Here is a 19,275-nt window from a genome sequence, read left to right on the forward strand (position 1 = left end):
CTGCGCTGCCCGGTCGGAGAAGCGAACAGTCAGGAAGGTGCCTGATGCGCAGGGGCCGACGCCTGGCGCTGGATGTCGGGGACGCCCGTATCGGGGTCGCCTCGTGCGACCCCGACGGGGTCCTCGCCACTCCGGTGGAGACCGTGCCGGGACGCGATGTCCCGGCCGCCCACCGGCGGCTGAAGCAGCTCGTCGAGGAGTACGAACCGATTGAGGTCGTGGTCGGCCTGCCCCGCTCGCTCAGCGGCGGGGAGGGCCCGGCCGCGGTGAAGATCCGCGGTTTCGCCCAGGAGTTCGCCCAAACCATCGCCCCCACGCCGGTCCGACTGGTCGACGAGAGGATGACCACAGTGACGGCCAGTCAGGGGCTGCGCGCCTCGGGAGTTAAGTCCAAAAAGGGCCGTTCCGTCATCGACCAGGCTGCCGCTGTGGTTATCCTCCAGAACGCTCTGGAGTCCGAACGGGCGTCTGGTGAGGCACCCGGCGAGGGCGTCTAACAGGTTGTCTGATCGCGATACGGTAACGTTCCGCGCGATGCGGCGGTGTTCGAACAGCTGCCGCACAGCAAAGAGGCGGGACCGTGCGATACCTGCCTCGCGGCCGCTAGGGGATCGATGACTGAGTATGGCCGGAGCCCTGGCTCCGAACCGTGGCATCCCGAGGACCCTTTGTACGGGGACCAGGGATGGGGAGGACAGCAGGCCGCAGCCGGCCAGAGTCCGTACGGCGGCCAGCCGCAGCAGCAGTACCCGCAGCAGCCGCAGCAGTACGGCACCCAGGATCCGTACCAGCAGCAGTACGACGATCAGCAGCAGTACGCCCCGCAGCCGCAGCAGTACCCCCAGCAGCAGTACCCCCAGCAGCAGTACGACGGCGGCTGGGACACCGGCCAGCACGCCGCCATGCCGTACGGAGCGAACCCCGCCGACCCCTACGGCGGCCAGCAGCCCGGCTACGGCAGCCAGCAGGAAGCCGACTACTACGCCACGCCCGATGCCTACCCGCCGCCGCAGCCCCCGGGCCGGCGCGCGCCGGAGCCGGAGCCCGACTGGGGGGCCGAGGCGCCGCAGGAGGAGACCCACCCCTTCTTCACCGGCGACGACGGCCGTGACGACGACGGCGAATACGACGACGACCCGAGCGAGTCGCGCCGGGGCGGCGGCCGTGAGCGCCGCGGCAAGACCAAGAAGAAGAACAAGAACGGCTGCGCGTGCCTGGTCGTCGCGCTCGTCCTGACCGGCGGCCTGGGCGGCGTCGGCTACTTCGGCTACCAGTTCTGGCAGGGCCAGTTCGGTGCGCCCGAGGACTACGCGGGCAAGGGATCCGGCTCGGCGCAGGTCGAGATCCCCAAAGGCGCGGGCCTGAGCGAGATCGGTGCCATCCTCAAGGAGGCCGGTGTCGTCAAGAGCGCAGGTGCCTTCGTGGCGGCCGCGAACAGCGATCCCAAGGGCAAGTCGGTCCAGGCGGGCGTCTACCTCCTGAAGAAGCAGATGTCCGGAGCGAGCGCCTTCGCGTTGATGCTCGACCCGGTCAGCCGCAACAACCTGATCATTCCCGAGGGCAAACGAAACCTCTGGGTCTACGAACAGATCGACAAGCGCCTCGAGGTCAAGGCCGGCACCACCAAGGCTGCCGCCGAGGCCAACGCCAAGAAGCTCGGCCTGCCGTCCTGGGCCGACGACAACCCGGACATCAAGGATCCGCTCGAAGGCTTCCTGTTCCCGGCGAGCTATCCCGTCGCCAAGGGCATGAAGCCGGAGGCCGTGCTGCGGAAGATGGTGGCCCGCGCCAACGAGGAGTTCGGCAAGACGGACCTCAAGGCCGAGGCCGCCAGGCTGGGCCTGAAGTCGCCGCTCCAGGTGATCACCGTCGCCAGCCTCGTACAGGCCGAGGGCAAGTACAAACAGGACTTCGAGAAGGTTTCGCGGGTCGTCTACAACCGGCTCAAGCCGAACAACGCCGAGACGGTCGGGCGGCTCGAGTTCGACTCGACGATCAACTACATCAAGGGCGACAGCAAGCTCGACCTCGGTGCCGTCGACAATCTGCGGAAGATCAAGGATCCGTACAACACGTACGACATCAAGGGGCTGCCGCCGGGACCGATCGGGAACCCGGGTCAGGTCGCCTTCAGCTCGGCTCTGAAGCCCGAGCCCGGCCCGTGGTACTACTTCGTGTCGGTCACCGCGGACAAGACGCTCTTCGCGGTCACCAACGAGGAGCACGAGCGCAACCGCAAGAAGTACGAAGCACAGCAGGGAAAGAACGGCCAGTGAGCACTCCGACGCGGCGGGCGGCGGTTCTCGGATCGCCCATCGCCCACTCGCTCTCCCCGGTGCTGCACCGCGCGGCTTACGCGGAACTCGGCCTCGCCCACTGGTCGTACGACCGGTTCGAGGTGGACGAGGCCGCGCTCCCCGGATTCCTGGACGGGCTCGACAGCTCCTGGGCCGGTCTCTCGCTGACCATGCCGCTCAAGCGCGCGATCCTGCCGTTGCTCGACGGCATCAGCGACACCGCGGCCTCGGTGGAGGCCGTCAACACCGTCGTCTTCACCGATGACGGCCGCCGCATCGGCGACAACACCGATATCCCCGGGATGATCGCCGCACTGCGCGAGCGCGGAGTCGACAAGGTCGACTCGGCCGCCGTGCTGGGCGCGGGAGCGACGGCCTCGTCCGCGCTCGCCGCGCTCTCGCGGATCTGTACGGGACCGGTCACCGCGTATGTCCGCAGCGCCGCCCGGGCCGACGAGATGCGCGGCTGGGGCCGGCGGCTCGGCGTCGAGGTGCATATCGCCGACTGGGCCGAGGCGGACGCGGCGCTGTCGGCGCCACTGGTCATCGCCACCACCCCGGCCGGCGCCACCGACGACCTCGCGGCCGAGGTGCCCGAGCGGCCGGGGACGCTGTTCGACGTGCTGTACGAGCCGTGGCCGACGGCCTTGGCCGCCGCGTGGCCGGCACGGGGCGGAGCCGTCGTCGGCGGTCTCGATCTCCTGGTTCACCAGGCCGTACTCCAGGTCGAGCAGATGACGGGCCGCGCCCCCGCCCCGCTGGCGGCCATGCGGGCCGCCGGGGAGCGGGCGCTCGCGGCTCGTTAGGATCCGCTGGATCCGAAACGAAGGTGGGGGGACAGACGTGGAGTACGGGCAGCCGCAGGCGTCGACGGGCGGAAGTGTCGTCCGCGCGATTCTGTCCTTGCTGCCGGACTGGGTCGAGTGGACCGTGCTCTCGTTGATCGCGGCATGGCTCGTGTCCCTCGGTGCCGTGCAGGTCTGGCGCCGTATCCAGTACTGCAGGGCGGTCCGTGCGGGCCGTCCCATCCATGCCGCCGCCCAGTACGGACAGGGCCGCGGTGCCGACTGTCTCGGCTCGTACGCGCCCCCGAGGCGTCCCGACGCCGACGGGGACTGACCGCACGGGCGTCCGGTTGCTGGACCGTAGACCGGTTCATGGCGCCGGACGTGGGAGGATCGGGGGTGGCGGGCCAGGGCCGCGCACCCGGTCGCGCCGTCGCAGTTCCAGGCGCGAGCAGGAGGAGCACCGTTGAGCAGGTTGCGTTGGCTGACGGCGGGGGAGTCGCACGGACCCGCATTGGTGGCGACGCTGGAGGGTCTTCCCGCCGGTGTGCCCATCACCACGGAGATGGTGGCGGACCACCTCGCCCGGCGGCGCCTGGGCTATGGGCGCGGCGCACGGATGAAGTTCGAGCGCGACGAGGTCACCTTCCTGGGCGGGGTACGGCATGGGCTGACGATGGGCTCGCCGGTGGCGGTCATGGTGGGCAACACGGAGTGGCCGAAGTGGGAGAAGGTCATGGCCGCGGACCCGGTCGATCCCGACGAGCTCGCTCAGCTGGCGCGTAACGCGCCGCTGACCCGGCCGCGTCCCGGGCATGCGGACCTGGCAGGCATGCAGAAGTACGCGCTGGACGAGGCCCGGCCGATCCTGGAGCGGGCGAGCGCCCGCGAGACGGCGGCGCGGGTCGCACTCGGCGCGGTGGCCCGCTCGTACCTGAAGGAGACCGCAGGGATCGAGATCGTCTCCCACGTCATCGAGCTGGCGTCGGCGAAGGCTCCGTACGGTGTGTACCCGACCCCTGCCGATGTCGAGCAGCTGGACGAGGATCCGGTGCGCTGCCTGGACGCGGACGCGTCGAAGGCGATGATCGCGGAGATCGACCAGGCGCACAAGGACGGCGACACCCTGGGTGGTGTGGTGGAGGTCCTCGCGTACGGCGTACCGGTGGGGCTGGGCTCTCATGTGCACTGGGACCGTCGTCTGGACGCGCGACTCGCCGCCGCCCTGATGGGCATCCAGGCGATCAAGGGTGTCGAGGTCGGGGACGGGTTCGAGCTGGCGCGGGTGCCGGGTTCGAAGGCGCACGACGAGATCGTTCCGGGCGAGGACGGCATCCGGCGCGCGTCCGGCCGTTCCGGCGGCACCGAGGGCGGTATGTCGACGGGTGAGCTGCTGCGCGTACGGGCGGCGATGAAGCCGATCGCGACGGTGCCGCGTGCTCTCGCCACGGTGGATGTGGCCACCGGCGAGGTGGCTCAGGCCCACCACCAGCGCTCCGACGTGTGCGCGGTCCCGGCCGCGGGGATCGTCGCGGAGGCGATGGTCGCGCTGGTGCTGGCGGACGCGGTCGCGGAGAAGTTCGGCGGCGACAGCGTGACCGAGACCCGCCGCAACGTCCAGTCCTACCTCGACAACCTCCACATCCGGTGAACGTCCCGCTGATCGTCCTGGTCGGGCCCATGGGCTCGGGCAAGTCCACCGTGGGCGAGCTGCTCGCGCAGCGGCTCGACGTGCCCTACCGGGACACCGACGCCGACATCGTCGCGGCCCAGGGCCGGGAGATCTCGGACATCTTCGTCGACGAGGGCGAGCCGTACTTCCGTGAGCTCGAGCGGCAGGCCGTACAGGCCGCGGTCGCCGAGCACCCGGGCGTGCTCGCCCTCGGCGGTGGCGCGATCCTCGACGACTCGACCCGCAAGCTGCTGACCGGGCTGCCCGTCGTCTATCTCTCGCTGGACGTGGAGGAGGCGGTCAGGCGGGTCGGCCTCAACCAGGCGCGCCCGCTGCTCGCCGTCAATCCGCGGCGCCAGTGGCGCGAGCTGATGGACGCACGCCGCCCGCTGTACACCGAAGTCGCCCGCGTTGTCGTCGCCACGGACGACCGCACCCCCGAAGAGGTCGCGCAAGCAGTCCTCGACGCCCTGAAGCTGGAGAAGCAGGCATGACGGACCAGGCTGTGACCCGTATCCAGGTCGGCGGTACGGAAGGCTCCGACCCGTACGAGGTGCTGGTCGGCCGACAGCTCCTCGGCGAGCTGCCCGGGCTCATCGGCCGGGCTGGGGGTCCCCCCGCCGGAGGTAGGGGACGTGTGGCGGTCATTCACCCCGAGGCGCTTGCCGAGACCGGCGAGGCGGTCCGCCAGGACCTCGCCGACCAGGGGTACGAGGCCGTGGCCATCCAGGTGCCCAATGCTGAGGAGGCCAAGACCGTCGAGGTCGCCGCGTACTGCTGGAAGGCCCTCGGCCAGACCGGCTTCACCCGCAGCGATGTCATCGTCGGCGTCGGCGGCGGGGCCACCACCGATCTGGCCGGGTTCGTCGCCGCGACCTGGCTGCGTGGAGTGCGCTGGATCGCCGTGCCGACCACGGTGCTCGCCATGGTCGACGCGGCCGTCGGCGGCAAGACGGGCATCAACACCGCCGAGGGCAAGAACCTTGTCGGGGCCTTCCACCCGCCGGCCGGGGTGCTGTGCGACCTCGGCGCGCTGGACTCGCTCCCCGTCCACGACTACGTCAGTGGCATGGCCGAGATCATCAAGGCGGGCTTCATCGCCGATCCGGCCATCCTCGACCTGGTCGAGGCGGACCCCGAGGGCGCCCGCACACCGGCCGGGCCGCACACGGCCGAGCTGATCGAGCGCTCCATCCGGGTCAAGGCGGAGGTCGTCTCCAACGACCTGAAGGAATCCGGGCTTCGCGAGATCCTCAACTACGGCCACACCCTCGCCCACGCGATCGAGAAGAACGAGCGCTACAAGTGGCGCCATGGCGCGGCGGTCTCGGTCGGCATGGTCTTCGCCGCCGAACTCGGCCGTCTCGCGGGGCGGTTGGACGACGCGACCGCCGACCGGCACCGTTCGGTCCTCGAGTCGGTCGGACTGCCGCTCACCTACCGCGGCGACCAGTGGCCCAAGCTTCTGGAGACCATGAAGGTCGACAAGAAGTCGCGCGGCAACCTGCTCCGGTTCATCGTGCTCGACGGACTCGCCAAGCCGACCGTGCTCGAGGGCCCGGATCCGGCCGTCCTGCTGGCCGCGTTCGGAGAGGTGTCCGCATGACCCGTCAGGTACTGGTCCTCAACGGCCCCAACCTGGGGCGGCTCGGCTCCCGGGAGCCCGACGTCTACGGCGCGACCTCCTACGCCGGTCTGGTGGAGACGTGCCAGGCGCTCGGCAAGGAGCTCGGCTTCGAGGTCGACGTACGGGAGACGAACGACGAGGGCGAGATGATCCGCTGGCTGCACGAGGCCGCGGACGGCTCAATTCCGGTCGTTCTCAACCCCGGTGCCTTCACGCACTATTCGTACGGAATGCGTGATGCGGCCGCCCAGCGGACCGCGCCGCTGATCGAGGTGCACATCTCGAATCCGTACACACGGGAGGCATTTCGGCACACATCGGTCGTCGCGTCGATCGCCAGCGGCACGATCGCGGGCTTCGGCATCGGCTCGTACCGGCTCGCGCTGCGCGCCCTGGCCGAAGAATTGACGGACTGACAGGGCACTTTGAGCCGTCCCCGGCCGTTCCCCACGTGGCGGCCGGGGGAGGTACGGTTCGGTAGCAAGGCGGCCGAACAGCCGCCTGACCAGCGTCAGTCGTACGAGACGGAGTGGCACCGGATGCAGCACGCAGTGGGGGCTCCGCTGCCGCCGCCCCAGGGACCGGGGCACGGACAGACCGGATGGACACACAGCGCCCAGCACCCCGGGCCACCGCCGGGAGCACCCGCAGGCCCCCCGCCGCCTCAGCCGCCCGCCGGGCCTTCGCACCCGCAGGGCCGGCCGCCCGCCGGGCCTCCACGCCCCGCGGCTCCCGCCGGACCCCCGCCTGGCACGCCGGCCGGGCCCCCGCATCCGCAGGGGCAGCCGCCTACGCCGCAGGGCCGGCCGCCCGCCGGGCCTCCACGCCCCGCGGCTCCCGCCGGACCCCCGCCTGGCGCGCCAGGCGGGCCCCCGCATCCGCAGGGGCAGCCGCCTACGCCGCAGGGCCGGCCGCCCGCCGGGCCTCCACGCCCTGCGGCTCCCGCCGGACCCCCGCCTGGCACGCCGGCCGGGCCCCCGCATCCGCAGGGGCAGCCGCCTGCGCCGCAGCCCCATGGCGGGCACACCGCCCCCGGCTGGACCGATCCCGCCCCCCGGCACGCCTCCGTGCCGCCCTCCCGCGAAACGACCGGGCACATCCCGCTGCCGCCCGGCGGACCGGTTCCCATACCCGCCCCGCCACCGGCCGACAGCGGCACCGGCGCGGCCACCCTCGCCGTCCTGCTCATCGGCCCGGCCGGCGCGGGCAAGACCACCGTCGCCAGGCACTGGGCCGCCGGCCGCCGGGTCCCCACCGCGCACATCAGCCTCGACGACGTACGCGAATGGGTCTGTTCCGGCTTCGCCGACCCCCAGTCGGGCTGGAACGACCACTCCGAGGCCCAGTACCGCCTGGCCCGCCGCACCTGCGGCTTCGCCGCCCGCAACTTCCTGGCCAACGGCATCTCCTGCATCCTCGACGACGCCGTCTTCCCCGACCGCCCGGTCGTCGGCCTCGGCGGCTGGAAGCGCCATGTCGGCCCCGGACTGCTGCCCGTCGTCCTGCTCCCCGGCCTTGAGATCGTGCTGGAGCGCAATGCCGAGCGCAGCGGCAACCGCCGTCTCTCGGACGAGGAAGTCGCCAGCATTCACGGCCGGATGGCCGGCTGGTACGGATCGGGACTGCCCATCATCGACAACTCGAAGTACGACGTGGAGACCACGGCACGCGTGCTGGACGAGGTGCTTGCCCGGTCCATCGCCAGCCCGCCGAGCTGGTAGCCCGCGTGCCCACCCCCGGTCGGACGCGCTGACCGGGCCGGGCCGCGCCTGCGCTCGTAGGCTCGGAACATGTCCGAGGTGTTTGGGGTCCGCCGCAGCCGACTGCGCGACCGGTGCGCAGCCACCGGCAGCGCCGGAGTCCTGATCTCCCGTCCCGCCAATGTGCGCTATCTGGCAGGCGGGGCGCCGGCCGGCGCCGTCCTGCTGCTCGGCTCCGGCGAGGACACCCTGCTCTGCCCCCGTACGCCCACCGGCGATCCCGCGGACGGCCGGCTGGACGAACAGCTGCGGCTGACCGTGCTGTCCACCTCGGCCGGTGATCCCGCGGTCGCGGCCGTCGAGCTGGCGCGCACCGCGGGCGTGGATTCGCTCGCCGTCGAGGAGCACCATCTGACGGTCGCCAGGCACCGGGCGATCGACTCCGTCGCGCCCCGGCTGCGCCTCGCCGACCTCGGTCTCGCCGTGGAGCAGCAGCGGATCGTCAAGGACGAGGAAGAGATCGCCTGCCTGCGGATCGCGGCGGAGATCACCGACCAGGCCCTCGGCGAGTTGCTGGAGTCGATCCTGGTCGGCCGCACCGAGCGGCATCTCGCCCTGGAGCTGGAGCGGCGGCTCGTCGACCACGGGGCCGACGGACCTGCCTTCGCGACCTCGGTCGCCACCGGGCCCAACTCGGGCCGCAGCGGGCACCGTCCCACCGACCGCCGCGTCGAGGAGGGTGACTTCCTCTCGGTCTGCGTCGGCGCGAACTACCGCGGCTACCGGTGCGAGATCGGGCGTACGTTCGTCATCGGGACGACTCCGGCGGACTGGCAGATCGAGCTGTACGACCTTGTCTTCGCCGCTCAGCGGGCCGGCCGCCAGTCTCTCGCACCGGGCGCCGCGTATCGCGACGTGGACCGTGCGGCCCGCCATGTCCTGGACGCGGCGGGCCATGGTGAGGGCCTCGCTCCGCTCACCGGGCACGGCGTCGGGCTCGAAATCGACGAGGACCCGCAGCTGGCGCCTGCGGCCATGGGTAAACTGGACGCTTGCGTGCCGGTCACCGTCGAACCGGGGGTCCACCTCCCGGGACGGGGCGGGGTCCGGATCGATGACACGCTCGTCGTGCGCCAGGAGGCGGACGGCGGACCCGAGCTACTCACCATCACGACCAAGGAGCTGCTCGCGCTCTAGCTTTGCTGCAGCGCGCTTCCTCGGTCGTCCACCAGCGTCAGTCCAGGAGATTCCGCAACCGTGGCTTCCACGAACGACCTCAAGAACGGCATGGTGCTCAAGCTCGACGGAGGCCAGCTCTGGTCCGTCGTCGAGTTCCAGCACGTCAAGCCCGGCAAGGGCCCCGCCTTTGTGCGCACCAAGCTCAAGAACGTGCTCTCCGGCAAGGTCGTCGACAAGACGTTCAACGCCGGCGTGAAGGTCGAGACGGCCACCGTTGACCGCCGCGACATGCAGTTCTCGTACATGGACGGCGAGTACTTCGTCTTCATGGACATGCAGACCTACGACCAGCTGCACATCGACCGCAAGGCCGTCGGCAACGCCGCCAACTTCCTGATCGAGGGCTTCACCGCCAGCGTCGCCCAGCACGAGGGCGAGGTGCTCTACGTCGAGCTGCCCGCCGCCGTCGAGCTGACCATCCAGCACACCGACCCCGGTGTCCAGGGCGACCGCTCCACGGGTGGCACCAAGCCCGCCACGCTGGAGACCGGCTTCGAGATCGGTGTCCCGCTCTTCATCACCACCGGTGAGAAGATCAAGGTCGACACCCGCTCCGGCGAGTACCTCGGCCGGGTGAACAGCTAACCGTGGCTGCCCGGAACAAGGCCCGTAAGCGTGCCTTCCAGATCCTCTTCGAGGCCGACCAGCGCGGGGCGTCCGTGCAGACGGTCCTCGCGGACTGGGTGCGGCACTCACGGACCGACGACCGGCAGCCGCCGGTCGGCGAGTACACGATGGAGCTCGTCGAGGGGTACGCGCAGTACGCGGACCGGATCGACGACCTCATCGCCACCTACGCGGTCGGCTGGACCCTGGACCGGATGCCGGTCGTCGACCGCAACATCATCCGGCTCGGCGCGTACGAGCTGGTGTGGGTGGACGAGACCCCGGACGCGGTGGTGATCGACGAGGCGGTGCAGCTCGCCAAGGAGTTCTCCACCGACGAGTCCCCGTCGTTCGTGAACGGCTTGCTCGGCCGCTTCAAGGACCTCAAGCCGAGTCTGCGCCGCGACTAGCGGCTTTGTCGGGGTTCCGCCCCGACCTCTTCTTGCCCTCAAACGCCGGGCGGGCCGAGCTTCGGCCCGTCCGGCGTTTGAGCACACAAGGGGTACGGGGCGAAGCCCTCAGAGGCCTGCCAACGCATCGGAGGGCGGACCCGCACACAGCGGGTCCGCCCTCCGACGTGACGTTTCTCCTGGACTGGCGTCAGCCCTCTTCGTGGGTGACCGCGCGCCGCGCGTCCGCGTCCAGCACACCCCAGCTGATGAGCTGCTCGGTCAGGACCGAAGGCGACTGGTCGTAGATCACGGCAAGCGTGCGCAGGTCGTCCTGGCGGATCGACAGCACCTTGCCGTTGTAGTCCCCGCGCTGGGACTGGATCGTGGCGGCATAACGCTGCAGCGGGCCCGCCTTCTCCTGCGGCACATGGGCAAGCCGCTCCAGGTCGAGAACGAGCTTCGGCGGCGGCTCGGCGGCCCCGCCGGGCGTGGTGCCAGGAAGCAGCTCCTGCACCGGGACACCGTAGAAGTCCGCAAGCTCGGCGAGGCGCTGCACGGTCACTGCGCGGTCGCCACGCTCGTACGAGCCGACCACAACGGCCTTCCAGCGGCCCTGGGACTTCTCTTCCACGCCGTGGAGGGAAAGCCCCTGCTGGGTGCGGATGGCGCGGAGCTTGGCCCCGAGCTGTTTTGCGTATTCGCTGGACATATAGCTCCCCGGACGCTGGGACAACGTGCGGCTCCGCCGCGCGGCTGGTAACTCACTGTGAGGTTACGCAGCGTTACTTGGCTGCGTCAAGCCGAAATGGTCCGGACCGGTCTCTTCAGGGCCGCGACCGGCGCCCCGGCAAGGCCCTGGTACCGTAGGTGGCGCAATTTAGACGTCCTTTAAGGTCCGTCCCGTGAGGCGGAGAAGGAGGTCCGTTTCATATGGACGCACAGCACAGCCCTGATGTGGCACGCCCCGTTCTGGAGGCGCCCGACATCGCGCGGGTACTGACCCGCATCGCCCACGAGATCGTCGAACGCGCCAAGGGCGCCGACGACGTGGTGCTTCTCGGCATTCCGACCCGCGGAGTCTTCCTCGCCCGCCGGCTGGCCGACAAGCTCGAAGAGATCACCGGCCGCAAGATCCCGGTCGGCTCGCTCGACATCACCATGTACCGCGACGACCTGCGCATGCGGGCCCCCCGCGCGCTGGGCCGCACCGAGATCCCCGGTGACGGCGTCGACGGCCGGCTGGTCGTCCTGGTCGACGACGTGCTCTTCTCCGGCCGCACGATCCGCGCCGCACTCGACGCGCTCGGCGACATCGGCCGGCCCCGCGCCGTGCAGCTCGCGGTCCTCGTCGACCGCGGCCACCGCGAACTCCCGATCCGCGCCGACTATGTCGGCAAGAACCTCCCCACGTCGCTGCGGGAGACGGTCAAGGTCCAGCTCGCCGAGGAGGACGGTCGCGACACCGTGCTGCTCGGTGTGAGGGAGACCGCCCCTGCGGGCGAGCAGTAGCACCGCCCCTCGTACGACCGGTGATCCGCCGTACGACCGAGCCTGCCCGTCCGCATGCCTGCCGGGCCTTCCGGAGCTGCCACACCAGCGGCCGCCGCCGCGGGCCCCGGACCCCCGACCTCCACAGACCTGGAGAACACCCAGATGAAGCGCCACCTCATCTCGGCCGCCGACCTCACCCGCGACGACGCCGTGCTGATCCTCGACACCGCAGAGGAGATGGCCCGGGTCGCCGACCGGCCGATCAAGAAACTGCCGACCCTGCGCGGCCGTACCGTCGTCAACCTCTTCTTCGAGGACTCGACACGGACCCGGATCTCTTTCGAAGCCGCCGCCAAGCGGCTCTCCGCAGATGTCATCAACTTCTCCGCCAAGGGGTCGTCGGTCTCCAAGGGCGAGTCGCTCAAGGACACCGCGCTGACCCTGGAGGCGATGGGCGCGGACGCCGTCGTCATCCGGCACGGCGCCTCCGGAGCCCCCTACCGGCTCGCCACCTCCGGCTGGATCGACGGCGCGGTCGTCAACGCGGGGGACGGCACCCACGAGCACCCCACCCAGGCGCTGCTCGACGCCTTCACCATGCGCCGCCGCCTGGTGGGAGCGGACGCCGGGACAGGGCGTGACCTCGCGGGCCGCCGGATCACCATCGTCGGCGACATCCTGCACAGCCGGGTGGCCCGCTCCAACGTCCTGCTGCTGAACACCCTCGGCGCCGAAGTCACCCTGGTCGCCCCGCCGACGCTGGTGCCGATCGGCGTCGAGAACTGGCCGTGCGAGGTGTCGTACGACCTCGACGAGGTGCTGCCGAAGTCCGACGCGGTGATGATGCTGCGAGTGCAGCGCGAGCGGATGAACGCCGCCTTCTTCCCGACCGAGCGCGAGTACTCGCGCCGCTACGGCCTGGACGGCGACCGCATGGCCCGGATGCCCGAGCACGCCATCGTCATGCACCCAGGCCCGATGAACCGAGGCATGGAGATCACCGCCGAGGTCGCCGACTCCGACCGCTGCACGGCCGTCGAGCAGGTCGCCAACGGCGTCTCGACCCGCATGGCCGTCCTGTATCTGCTTCTGGGCGGCAACGAGCCCGCCGTCAGCCACACCCGTACCGAGGAGAGCAAGTAACGATGAGCAAGATCCTGATCCGTGGTGCGAAGGTGCTGGGCGGCGAGGTCCAGGACGTCCTGATCGACGGCGAGACCATCGCCCAGGTGGGTACGGGCCTTCCCGCCGAGGACGCGACGGTGATCGAGGCCGGGGGCCAGATCCTCCTCCCCGGCCTGGTCGACCTGCACACCCACCTCCGTGAGCCCGGCCGCGAGGACTCCGAGACCGTCCTCACCGGCACCAAGGCGGCTGCCGTGGGCGGCTTCACCGCCGTGCACGCCATGGCCAACACCTTCCCGGTCGCCGACACCGCCGGTGTCGTCGAGCAGGTCTACCGCCTCGGCAAGGAGTCCGGCTACTGCGACGTGCAGCCCATCGGCGCCGTCACCGTCGGCCTGGAGGGCAAGCAGCTCGCCGAACTCGGTGCGATGCACGACTCCGCCGCGGGGGTGAAGGTCTTCTCCGACGACGGCAAGTGCGTCGACGACGCCGTGATCATGCGTCGCGCCCTGGAGTATGTGAAGGCCTTCGACGGTGTCGTCGCCCAGCACGCCCAGGAGCCCCGCCTCACCGCGGGCGCCCAGATGAACGAGGGCGTCGTCTCCGCCGAGCTGGGCCTGGGCGGCTGGCCGGCCGTCGCCGAGGAGTCGATCATCGCCCGCGACGTCCTCCTCGCCGCCCACGTCGGCTCCCGCGTCCACATCTGCCACCTCTCCACCGCGGGCTCGGTCGAGCTCGTCCGCTGGGCCAAGTCCAAGGGCTGGAACGTCACCGCCGAGGTGACCCCGCACCACCTGCTCCTCACCGACGAGCTGGTGCGTACGTACAACCCCGTCTACAAGGTCAACCCGCCGCTGCGCACCGAGGCCGACGTGCTGGCCCTGCGTGAGGCCCTTGCCGACGGCACCATCGACTGCGTCGCCACCGACCACGCCCCGCACCCGCACGAGGACAAGGACTGCGAGTGGGCCGCGGCGGCCATGGGCATGGTGGGCCTGGAGACCGCGCTCTCCGTCGTCCAGCAGACGATGGTCGACACCGGCTTGATCGACTGGGCGGGTGTGGCGGACCGGATGTCCTTCCGCCCGGCGCAGATCGGCCGCCTCGAGGGCCACGGCCGCCCCGTCTCGGCAGGTGAGCCCGCGAACCTCACGCTCGTCGATCCGGCATACCGTGGACTCGTGGACCCCGCGGGCTTCGCATCCCGCAGCCGCAACACCCCTTACGAGGGCCGTGAGCTGCCGGGTCGCGTCACCCATACCTTCCTGCGGGGCCGTGCCACGGTCGTCGACGGGAAGCTCGCGTGACAACTGACATCATCCTGGCCGCCGAGGAGAAGTCGGCGGAGGTGACCAACTGGGCCGGACGCATCGGCTGGGTGGTCGGACTGCTGCTCTTCATCGCCTTCGTCTACTGGCTGATGCGCCAGGGATGGAAGTGGCGCGGCAGCCTCCAGTCCGACCTCCCGGAGCTGCCTACCGCGCCTGAAGCGCCGGGCGAGCCGACACTGAAGCTGACCGGGCGCTACCACGGCTCCACTACCGCGGGGCAGTGGCTGGACCGGATCGTGGCCCACGGCCTGGGCGTACGCAGCCGGGTCGAGCTGAGCCTCACGGACGCGGGTCTCGAGGTCGTACGCCCCGGGGCGAGCGACTTCTTCGTCCCGAGAGAGGCGCTGCGCGAGGCCAGGCTGGACAAGGGCATCGCGGGCAAGGTCCTCACCGAGGGCGGGCTTCTGATCGTCACCTGGGCGCACGGCGACAGGCTGATCGACTCCGGCTTCCGCTCCGACCACGCGGCCGAACAGGCCGCCTGGGTCGACACCATCAACAGCATGATCAACACGACGGAAGGCACGGCACGATGACGACCTCCACTCGGGGAGCCGCCAAAGCTCCCGCCGTACTCGTCCTGGAGGACGGCCGCACCTTCCGCGGCCGCGCCTACGGGGCCGTGGGGGAGACCTTCGGCGAGGCGGTGTTCAACACCGGCATGACCGGCTACCAGGAGACGCTCACCGACCCGTCCTACCACCGCCAGGTCGTCGTGATGACCGCCCCGCACATCGGCAACACCGGCGTCAACGACGAGGACGACGAGTCCCAGAGGATCTGGGTCGCCGGGTACGTCGTACGGGACCCCGCCCGCGTCCCGTCCAACTGGCGCTCGCAGCGCACGCTCGACGACGAGCTCGTCGCCCAGGGCGTCGTCGGTATCAGCGGCATCGACACCCGCGCGCTGACGAGGCACCTGCGCGAGCGCGGTGCGATGCGCGTGGGCATCTTCTCCGGCGAGGCGCTCGCCGACGAGGCCACCCTGCTCGCCCGGGTGCAGGAGGCCCCCCAGATGAAGGGCGCGAACCTCTCCGCCGAGGTCGCCACCGCCGAGGCGTACGTCGTCCCCGCGATCGGTGAGAAGAAGTTCACCGTGGCCGCCATAGACCTCGGCATCAAGGGCATGACCCCGCACCGGATGGCCGAGCGAGGCATCGAGGTGCACGTCCTGCCCGCCACCGCCACGGTCGACGAGGTGTACGCGGTCAACCCCGACGGCGTCTTCCTCTCCAACGGCCCCGGCGACCCAGCCACCGCCGATCTGACCGTGGTCAAGGGCGTCCTGGAGCGCAGGACCCCGCTCTTCGGCATCTGCTTCGGCAACCAGTTGCTCGGCCGCTCGCTCGGCTTCGGCACATACAAGCTGAAGTACGGCCACCGCGGCATCAACCAGCCCGTGCAGGACCGCTCCACCGGCAAGGTCGAGGTCACCGCGCACAACCACGGGTTCGCCGTCGACGCACCGCTCGACAAGGTCTCCGACACCCCTTACGGCCGCGCCGAGGTCTCCCACGTCTGTCTCAACGACAACGTGGTGGAGGGCCTTCAGCTGCTCGACCAGCCGGCCTTCAGCGTCCAGTACCACCCCGAGGCGGCCGCGGGCCCGCACGACGCCGCGTACCTCTTCGACCGCTTCGTAACCCTGATGGAGGGCCAGCGTGCCTAAGCGCTCCGATATCCAGTCCGTCCTGGTCATCGGCTCCGGCCCGATCGTCATCGGTCAGGCAGCCGAGTTCGACTACTCCGGCACCCAGGCCTGCCGTGTCCTCAAGTCCGAGGGCCTGCGCGTCATCCTGGTGAACTCTAACCCGGCGACGATCATGACCGACCCGGAGATCGCCGACGCCACCTACGTCGAGCCGATCACCCCGGAGTTCGTCGAGAAGATCATCGCCAAGGAGCGCCCCGACGCGCTGCTGCCCACCCTCGGCGGCCAGACCGCGCTCAACACCGCGATCTCCATGCACGAGCAGGGTGTGCTGGACAAGTACGGTGTCGAGCTCATCGGCGCCAATGTCGAGGCGATCAACAAGGGCGAGGACCGCGACCTGTTCAAGGGCGTCGTCGAGGCCGTCAACGCCAAGATCGGTCACGGCGAGTCCGCCCGCTCGGTCATCTGCCACTCCATGGACGACGTCCTGGGGGGCGTCGAGACGCTCGGCGGCTACCCCGTGGTCGTACGGCCCTCCTTCACCATGGGCGGTGCGGGCTCCGGCTTCGCGCACAACGAGGACGAGCTGCGCCGCATCGCCGGCCAGGGCCTCACGCTCTCGCCGACCACCGAGGTGCTCCTCGAGGAGTCCATCCTCGGCTGGAAGGAGTACGAGCTGGAGCTGATGCGCGACAAGCACGACAACGTCGTGGTCGTCTGCTCCATCGAGAACTTCGACCCGATGGGCGTACACACCGGCGACTCGATCACCGTCGCCCCGGCGATGACGCTGACCGACCGTGAGTACCAGCGGCTGCGTGACGTCGGCATCGCGATCATCCGCGAGGTCGGCGTGGACACGGGCGGCTGCAACATCCAGTTCGCCGTCAACCCCGACGACGGCCGGATCATCGTCATCGAGATGAACCCGCGCGTCTCGCGCTCCTCGGCGCTCGCGTCGAAGGCGACCGGCTTCCCGATCGCGAAGATCGCCGCCCGGCTCGCCGTCGGCTACACCCTCGACGAGATCCCCAACGACATCACCGAGAAGACCCCGGCATCCTTCGAGCCCACGCTCGACTACGTCGTGGTCAAGGTGCCGCGGTTCGCCTTCGAGAAGTTCCCCTCCGCCGACGCCACCCTCACCACCACCATGAAGTCGGTGGGCGAGGCCATGGCGATCGGCCGGAACTTCACCGAGGCGTTGCAGAAGGCGCTGCGCTCGCTGGAGAAGAAGGGCTCGCAGTTCTCCTTCACCGGAGAGCCCGGCGACAAGTCGGAGCTGCTGCTGACCGCCAAGGTCCCCACCGACGGCCGGATCAACACCGTCATGCAGGCCATCCGCGCGGGCGCCACGCCCGAGGAGGTCTTCGAGGCGACGAAGATCGACCCGTGGTTCGTCGACCAGCTCTTCCTCATCAAGGAACACGCTGACGAGCTCGCCGCCGCCGAGAAGCTCGACCCCGAGCTGCTCGCGGAAGCCAAGCGCCACGGCTTCTCCGACGCCCAGATCGCCGAGATCCGCGGGCTGCGCGAGGACGTCGTGCGCGAGGTGCGGCATGCGCTGGGCATCCGCCCGGTCTACAAGACGGTCGACACCTGCGCCGCCGAATTCGCCGCGAAGACCCCGTACTTCTACTCCTCGTACGACGAGGAGAGCGAGGTCGCGCCGCGCGAGAAGCCGGCCGTGATCATCCTCGGCTCCGGCCCGAACCGCATCGGCCAGGGCATCGAGTTCGACTACTCCTGCGTCCACGCCTCCTTCGCGCTCAGCGACGCGGGCTACGAGACCGTGATGGTCAACTGCAACCCGGAGACCGTCTCCACCGACTACGACACCTCCGACCGGCTCTACTTCGAGCCGCTCACGCTGGAGGACGTACTGGAGATCGTGCACGCCGAGTCGCTGGCGGGCCCCATCGCCGGTGTGGTCGTGCAGCTCGGCGGACAGACCCCGCTGGGTCTCGCCCAGGCGCTCAAGGACAACGGCGTGCCGGTCGTCGGCACCCCGCCCGAAGCCATCCACGCCGCCGAGGACCGCGGCGCCTTCGGCCAGGTGCTCGCCGACGCCGGGCTCCCGGCCCCCAAGCACGGCACCGCGACCACCTTCGCCGGGGCAAAGACCATCGCCGACGAGATCGGCTACCCCGTCCTCGTACGCCCCTCATACGTGCTCGGCGGGCGCGGCATGGAGATCGTGTACGACGAGGCGCGTCTTGAGGCGTACATCGCCGAGTCCACCGAGATCAGCCCCACCCGGCCGGTCCTGGTCGACCGCTTCCTCGACGACGCGATCGAGATCGACGTGGACGCCCTGTACGACGGCACCGAGCTCTACCTCGGCGGCGTCATGGAGCACATCGAGGAGGCCGGCATCCACTCCGGCGACTCGGCGTGCGCGCTGCCGCCGATCACCCTCGGTGGCTTCGACATCAAGCGGCTGCGGACCTCTACGGAGGCCATCGCGAAGGGTGTGGGCGTCCGCGGACTGATCAACATCCAGTTCGCGATGGCGGGCGACATCCTGTACGTCCTCGAAGCCAACCCGCGTGCCTCCCGGACCGTCCCCTTCACCTCGAAGGCGACCGCCGTGCCGCTCGCGAAGGCTGCCGCCCGTATCTCGCTGGGCGCGACCATCGCCGAGCTGCGCGCCGAGGGTCTGCTGCCCGCGAACGGCGACGGCGGCACGCTCCCGATGGACGCGCCGATCTCCGTCAAGGAGGCCGTGATGCCGTGGTCGCGCTTCCGCGACATCCACGGGCGCGGTGTGGACACCGTGCTCGGCCCGGAGATGCGCTCCACCGGCGAGGTCATGGGTATCGACTCGGTCTTCGGGACGGCGTACGCCAAGTCGCAGGCGGGTGCGTACGGCCCGCTGCCCACCAAGGGCCGCGCGTTCATCTCCGTCGCCAACCGCGACAAGCGCTCGATGATCTTCCCGGCGCGCGAGCTGGTCGCGCACGGCTTCGAGCTGCTCGCCACGTCCGGCACGGCCGAGGTGCTCAAGCGCAACGGCATCAACGCCACGATCGTGCGCAAGCAGAGTGAGGGCCAGGGCCCGAACGGTGAGCGGACCATCGTCCAGCTGATCCACGACGGCGATGTGGACCTCATCGTCAACACCCCGTACGGAACGGGTGGCCGCCTCGACGGCTACGAGATCCGTACGGCGGCGGTGGCCCGCTCCGTGCCGTGCCTGACGACGGTGCAGGCGCTCGCCGCGGCCGTCCAGGGCATCGACGCGCTCAACCGCGGTGATGTGGGCGTCCGTTCACTCCAGGAACACGCCGAACACCTGACCGCGGCCCGCGCCTAGCAATCGGAGAGGGGGACACCGGAAACGGTGTCCCCCTCTT

General features: G+C 70.3%; 18 protein-coding genes and 1 pseudogene. 18 read left to right on the forward strand and 1 reads right to left on the reverse strand.

The window, feature by feature from the left end:
• Window positions 1–44 precede the first annotated feature (44 nt).
• The 12 genes and pseudogenes from ruvX to nusB all read left to right on the forward strand — a co-directional run bounded on the left by ruvX (window position 45) and on the right by nusB (window position 10,336).
• Window positions 45–497 (forward strand): Holliday junction resolvase RuvX, encoded by a 453-nt coding sequence (gene ruvX, locus ACQEVG_RS12530; protein ID WP_432981448.1) that lies wholly within the window; start codon window positions 45–47, stop codon window positions 495–497.
• Window positions 498–614: 117 nt separating this feature from the next.
• Window positions 615–2,276, forward strand: a complete 1,662-nt coding sequence (gene mltG, locus ACQEVG_RS12535) for an endolytic transglycosylase MltG (protein ID WP_432981451.1) — start codon at window positions 615–617, stop codon at window positions 2,274–2,276.
• The gene (locus ACQEVG_RS12540) at window positions 2,273–3,103 is read left to right on the forward strand and encodes a shikimate dehydrogenase (RefSeq protein WP_432981454.1); all 831 of its coding nucleotides are present in this window, start codon (window positions 2,273–2,275) and stop codon (window positions 3,101–3,103) included. Before mltG ends, ACQEVG_RS12540 begins: the two co-directional genes overlap by 4 nt.
• A gap of 37 nt (window positions 3,104–3,140) precedes the next feature.
• Complete coding sequence (locus tag ACQEVG_RS12545) at window positions 3,141–3,416, forward strand: hypothetical protein (RefSeq protein WP_432981457.1); 276 nt, start codon at window positions 3,141–3,143, stop codon at window positions 3,414–3,416.
• A 132-nt stretch (window positions 3,417–3,548) separates the two neighbouring features.
• Window positions 3,549–4,733, forward strand: coding sequence for a chorismate synthase (gene aroC, locus ACQEVG_RS12550; protein ID WP_432981460.1), 1,185 nt, complete (start codon window positions 3,549–3,551; stop codon window positions 4,731–4,733).
• Window positions 4,730–5,248, forward strand: a complete 519-nt coding sequence (locus ACQEVG_RS12555) for a shikimate kinase (RefSeq protein ID WP_432981463.1) — start codon at window positions 4,730–4,732, stop codon at window positions 5,246–5,248. The genes aroC and ACQEVG_RS12555 overlap by 4 nt, the downstream gene beginning before the upstream one ends.
• Entirely contained in the window at window positions 5,245–6,360 is a 1,116-nt protein-coding gene (gene aroB / locus ACQEVG_RS12560; protein WP_432981466.1) for a 3-dehydroquinate synthase, read from the forward strand. The genes ACQEVG_RS12555 and aroB overlap by 4 nt, the downstream gene beginning before the upstream one ends.
• Entirely contained in the window at window positions 6,357–6,797 is a 441-nt protein-coding gene (gene aroQ / locus ACQEVG_RS12565) for a type II 3-dehydroquinate dehydratase (protein ID WP_432981469.1), read from the forward strand. Before aroB ends, aroQ begins: the two co-directional genes overlap by 4 nt.
• A gap of 429 nt (window positions 6,798–7,226) precedes the next feature.
• Window positions 7,227–8,102, forward strand: a pseudogene (locus ACQEVG_RS12570) (AAA family ATPase); the annotation flags it as partial.
• A gap of 69 nt (window positions 8,103–8,171) precedes the next feature.
• The gene (locus ACQEVG_RS12575) at window positions 8,172–9,278 is read left to right on the forward strand and encodes an aminopeptidase P family protein (RefSeq protein WP_432981472.1); all 1,107 of its coding nucleotides are present in this window, start codon (window positions 8,172–8,174) and stop codon (window positions 9,276–9,278) included.
• Between the two features lie 60 nt (window positions 9,279–9,338).
• Window positions 9,339–9,905, forward strand: a complete 567-nt coding sequence (gene efp / locus ACQEVG_RS12580) for an elongation factor P (RefSeq protein WP_360882253.1) — start codon at window positions 9,339–9,341, stop codon at window positions 9,903–9,905.
• Window positions 9,906–9,907: 2 nt separating this feature from the next.
• Entirely contained in the window at window positions 9,908–10,336 is a 429-nt protein-coding gene (gene nusB, locus ACQEVG_RS12585; protein WP_355836572.1) for a transcription antitermination factor NusB, read from the forward strand.
• A 190-nt stretch (window positions 10,337–10,526) separates the two neighbouring features.
• Here nusB and bldD read toward each other — a convergent pair whose 3' ends face one another.
• Window positions 10,527–11,027, reverse strand: coding sequence for a transcriptional regulator BldD (gene bldD / locus ACQEVG_RS12590; RefSeq protein ID WP_266489365.1), 501 nt, complete (start codon window positions 11,025–11,027; stop codon window positions 10,527–10,529).
• A gap of 221 nt (window positions 11,028–11,248) precedes the next feature.
• On the opposite strand from bldD, the gene pyrR reads away from it, so the two are divergent.
• The 6 genes from pyrR to carB all read left to right on the forward strand — a co-directional run bounded on the left by pyrR (window position 11,249) and on the right by carB (window position 19,235).
• Window positions 11,249–11,827 carry a bifunctional pyr operon transcriptional regulator/uracil phosphoribosyltransferase PyrR gene (gene pyrR / locus ACQEVG_RS12595; RefSeq protein ID WP_432981477.1) on the forward strand — a complete coding sequence of 193 codons (579 nt, stop codon included), beginning with the start codon at window positions 11,249–11,251 and terminating at the stop codon, window positions 11,825–11,827.
• Between the two features lie 144 nt (window positions 11,828–11,971).
• Window positions 11,972–12,952, forward strand: coding sequence for an aspartate carbamoyltransferase catalytic subunit (locus ACQEVG_RS12600; RefSeq protein ID WP_432981480.1), 981 nt, complete (start codon window positions 11,972–11,974; stop codon window positions 12,950–12,952).
• Between the two features lie 2 nt (window positions 12,953–12,954).
• On the forward strand, window positions 12,955–14,241 hold the full coding sequence (locus ACQEVG_RS12605) for a dihydroorotase (protein ID WP_432981483.1): 1,287 nt from the start codon (window positions 12,955–12,957) through the stop codon (window positions 14,239–14,241).
• On the forward strand, window positions 14,238–14,801 hold the full coding sequence (locus ACQEVG_RS12610) for a hypothetical protein (protein WP_432981486.1): 564 nt from the start codon (window positions 14,238–14,240) through the stop codon (window positions 14,799–14,801). Before ACQEVG_RS12605 ends, ACQEVG_RS12610 begins: the two co-directional genes overlap by 4 nt.
• Window positions 14,798–15,934 (forward strand): glutamine-hydrolyzing carbamoyl-phosphate synthase small subunit, encoded by a 1,137-nt coding sequence (gene carA, locus ACQEVG_RS12615; protein WP_432981489.1) that lies wholly within the window; start codon window positions 14,798–14,800, stop codon window positions 15,932–15,934. Before ACQEVG_RS12610 ends, carA begins: the two co-directional genes overlap by 4 nt.
• Window positions 15,927–19,235 (forward strand): carbamoyl-phosphate synthase large subunit, encoded by a 3,309-nt coding sequence (gene carB / locus ACQEVG_RS12620; protein ID WP_432981493.1) that lies wholly within the window; start codon window positions 15,927–15,929, stop codon window positions 19,233–19,235. The genes carA and carB overlap by 8 nt, the downstream gene beginning before the upstream one ends.
• The last annotated feature ends 40 nt before the right edge of the window (window positions 19,236–19,275 follow it).

This window comes from Streptomyces sp. CA-135486, assembly GCF_050936555.1.
GTDB lineage: Bacteria > Actinomycetota > Actinomycetes > Streptomycetales > Streptomycetaceae > Streptomyces.

Coding starts and splice junctions, on each gene's coding strand:
- ruvX (WP_432981448.1), top strand. CDS start 45: ATGCGCAGGGGCCGACGCCTGGCGCTGGATGTCGGGGACGCCCGTATC.
- mltG (WP_432981451.1), top strand. CDS start 615: ATGACTGAGTATGGCCGGAGCCCTGGCTCCGAACCGTGGCATCCCGAG.
- aroB (WP_432981466.1), top strand. CDS start 5,245: ATGACGGACCAGGCTGTGACCCGTATCCAGGTCGGCGGTACGGAAGGC.
- aroQ (WP_432981469.1), top strand. CDS start 6,357: ATGACCCGTCAGGTACTGGTCCTCAACGGCCCCAACCTGGGGCGGCTC.
- ACQEVG_RS12575 (WP_432981472.1), top strand. CDS start 8,172: ATGTCCGAGGTGTTTGGGGTCCGCCGCAGCCGACTGCGCGACCGGTGC.
- bldD (WP_266489365.1), bottom strand. CDS start 11,027: ATGTCCAGCGAATACGCAAAACAGCTCGGGGCCAAGCTCCGCGCCATC.
- pyrR (WP_432981477.1), top strand. CDS start 11,249: ATGGACGCACAGCACAGCCCTGATGTGGCACGCCCCGTTCTGGAGGCG.
- ACQEVG_RS12600 (WP_432981480.1), top strand. CDS start 11,972: ATGAAGCGCCACCTCATCTCGGCCGCCGACCTCACCCGCGACGACGCC.
- ACQEVG_RS12605 (WP_432981483.1), top strand. CDS start 12,955: ATGAGCAAGATCCTGATCCGTGGTGCGAAGGTGCTGGGCGGCGAGGTC.
- carA (WP_432981489.1), top strand. CDS start 14,798: ATGACGACCTCCACTCGGGGAGCCGCCAAAGCTCCCGCCGTACTCGTC.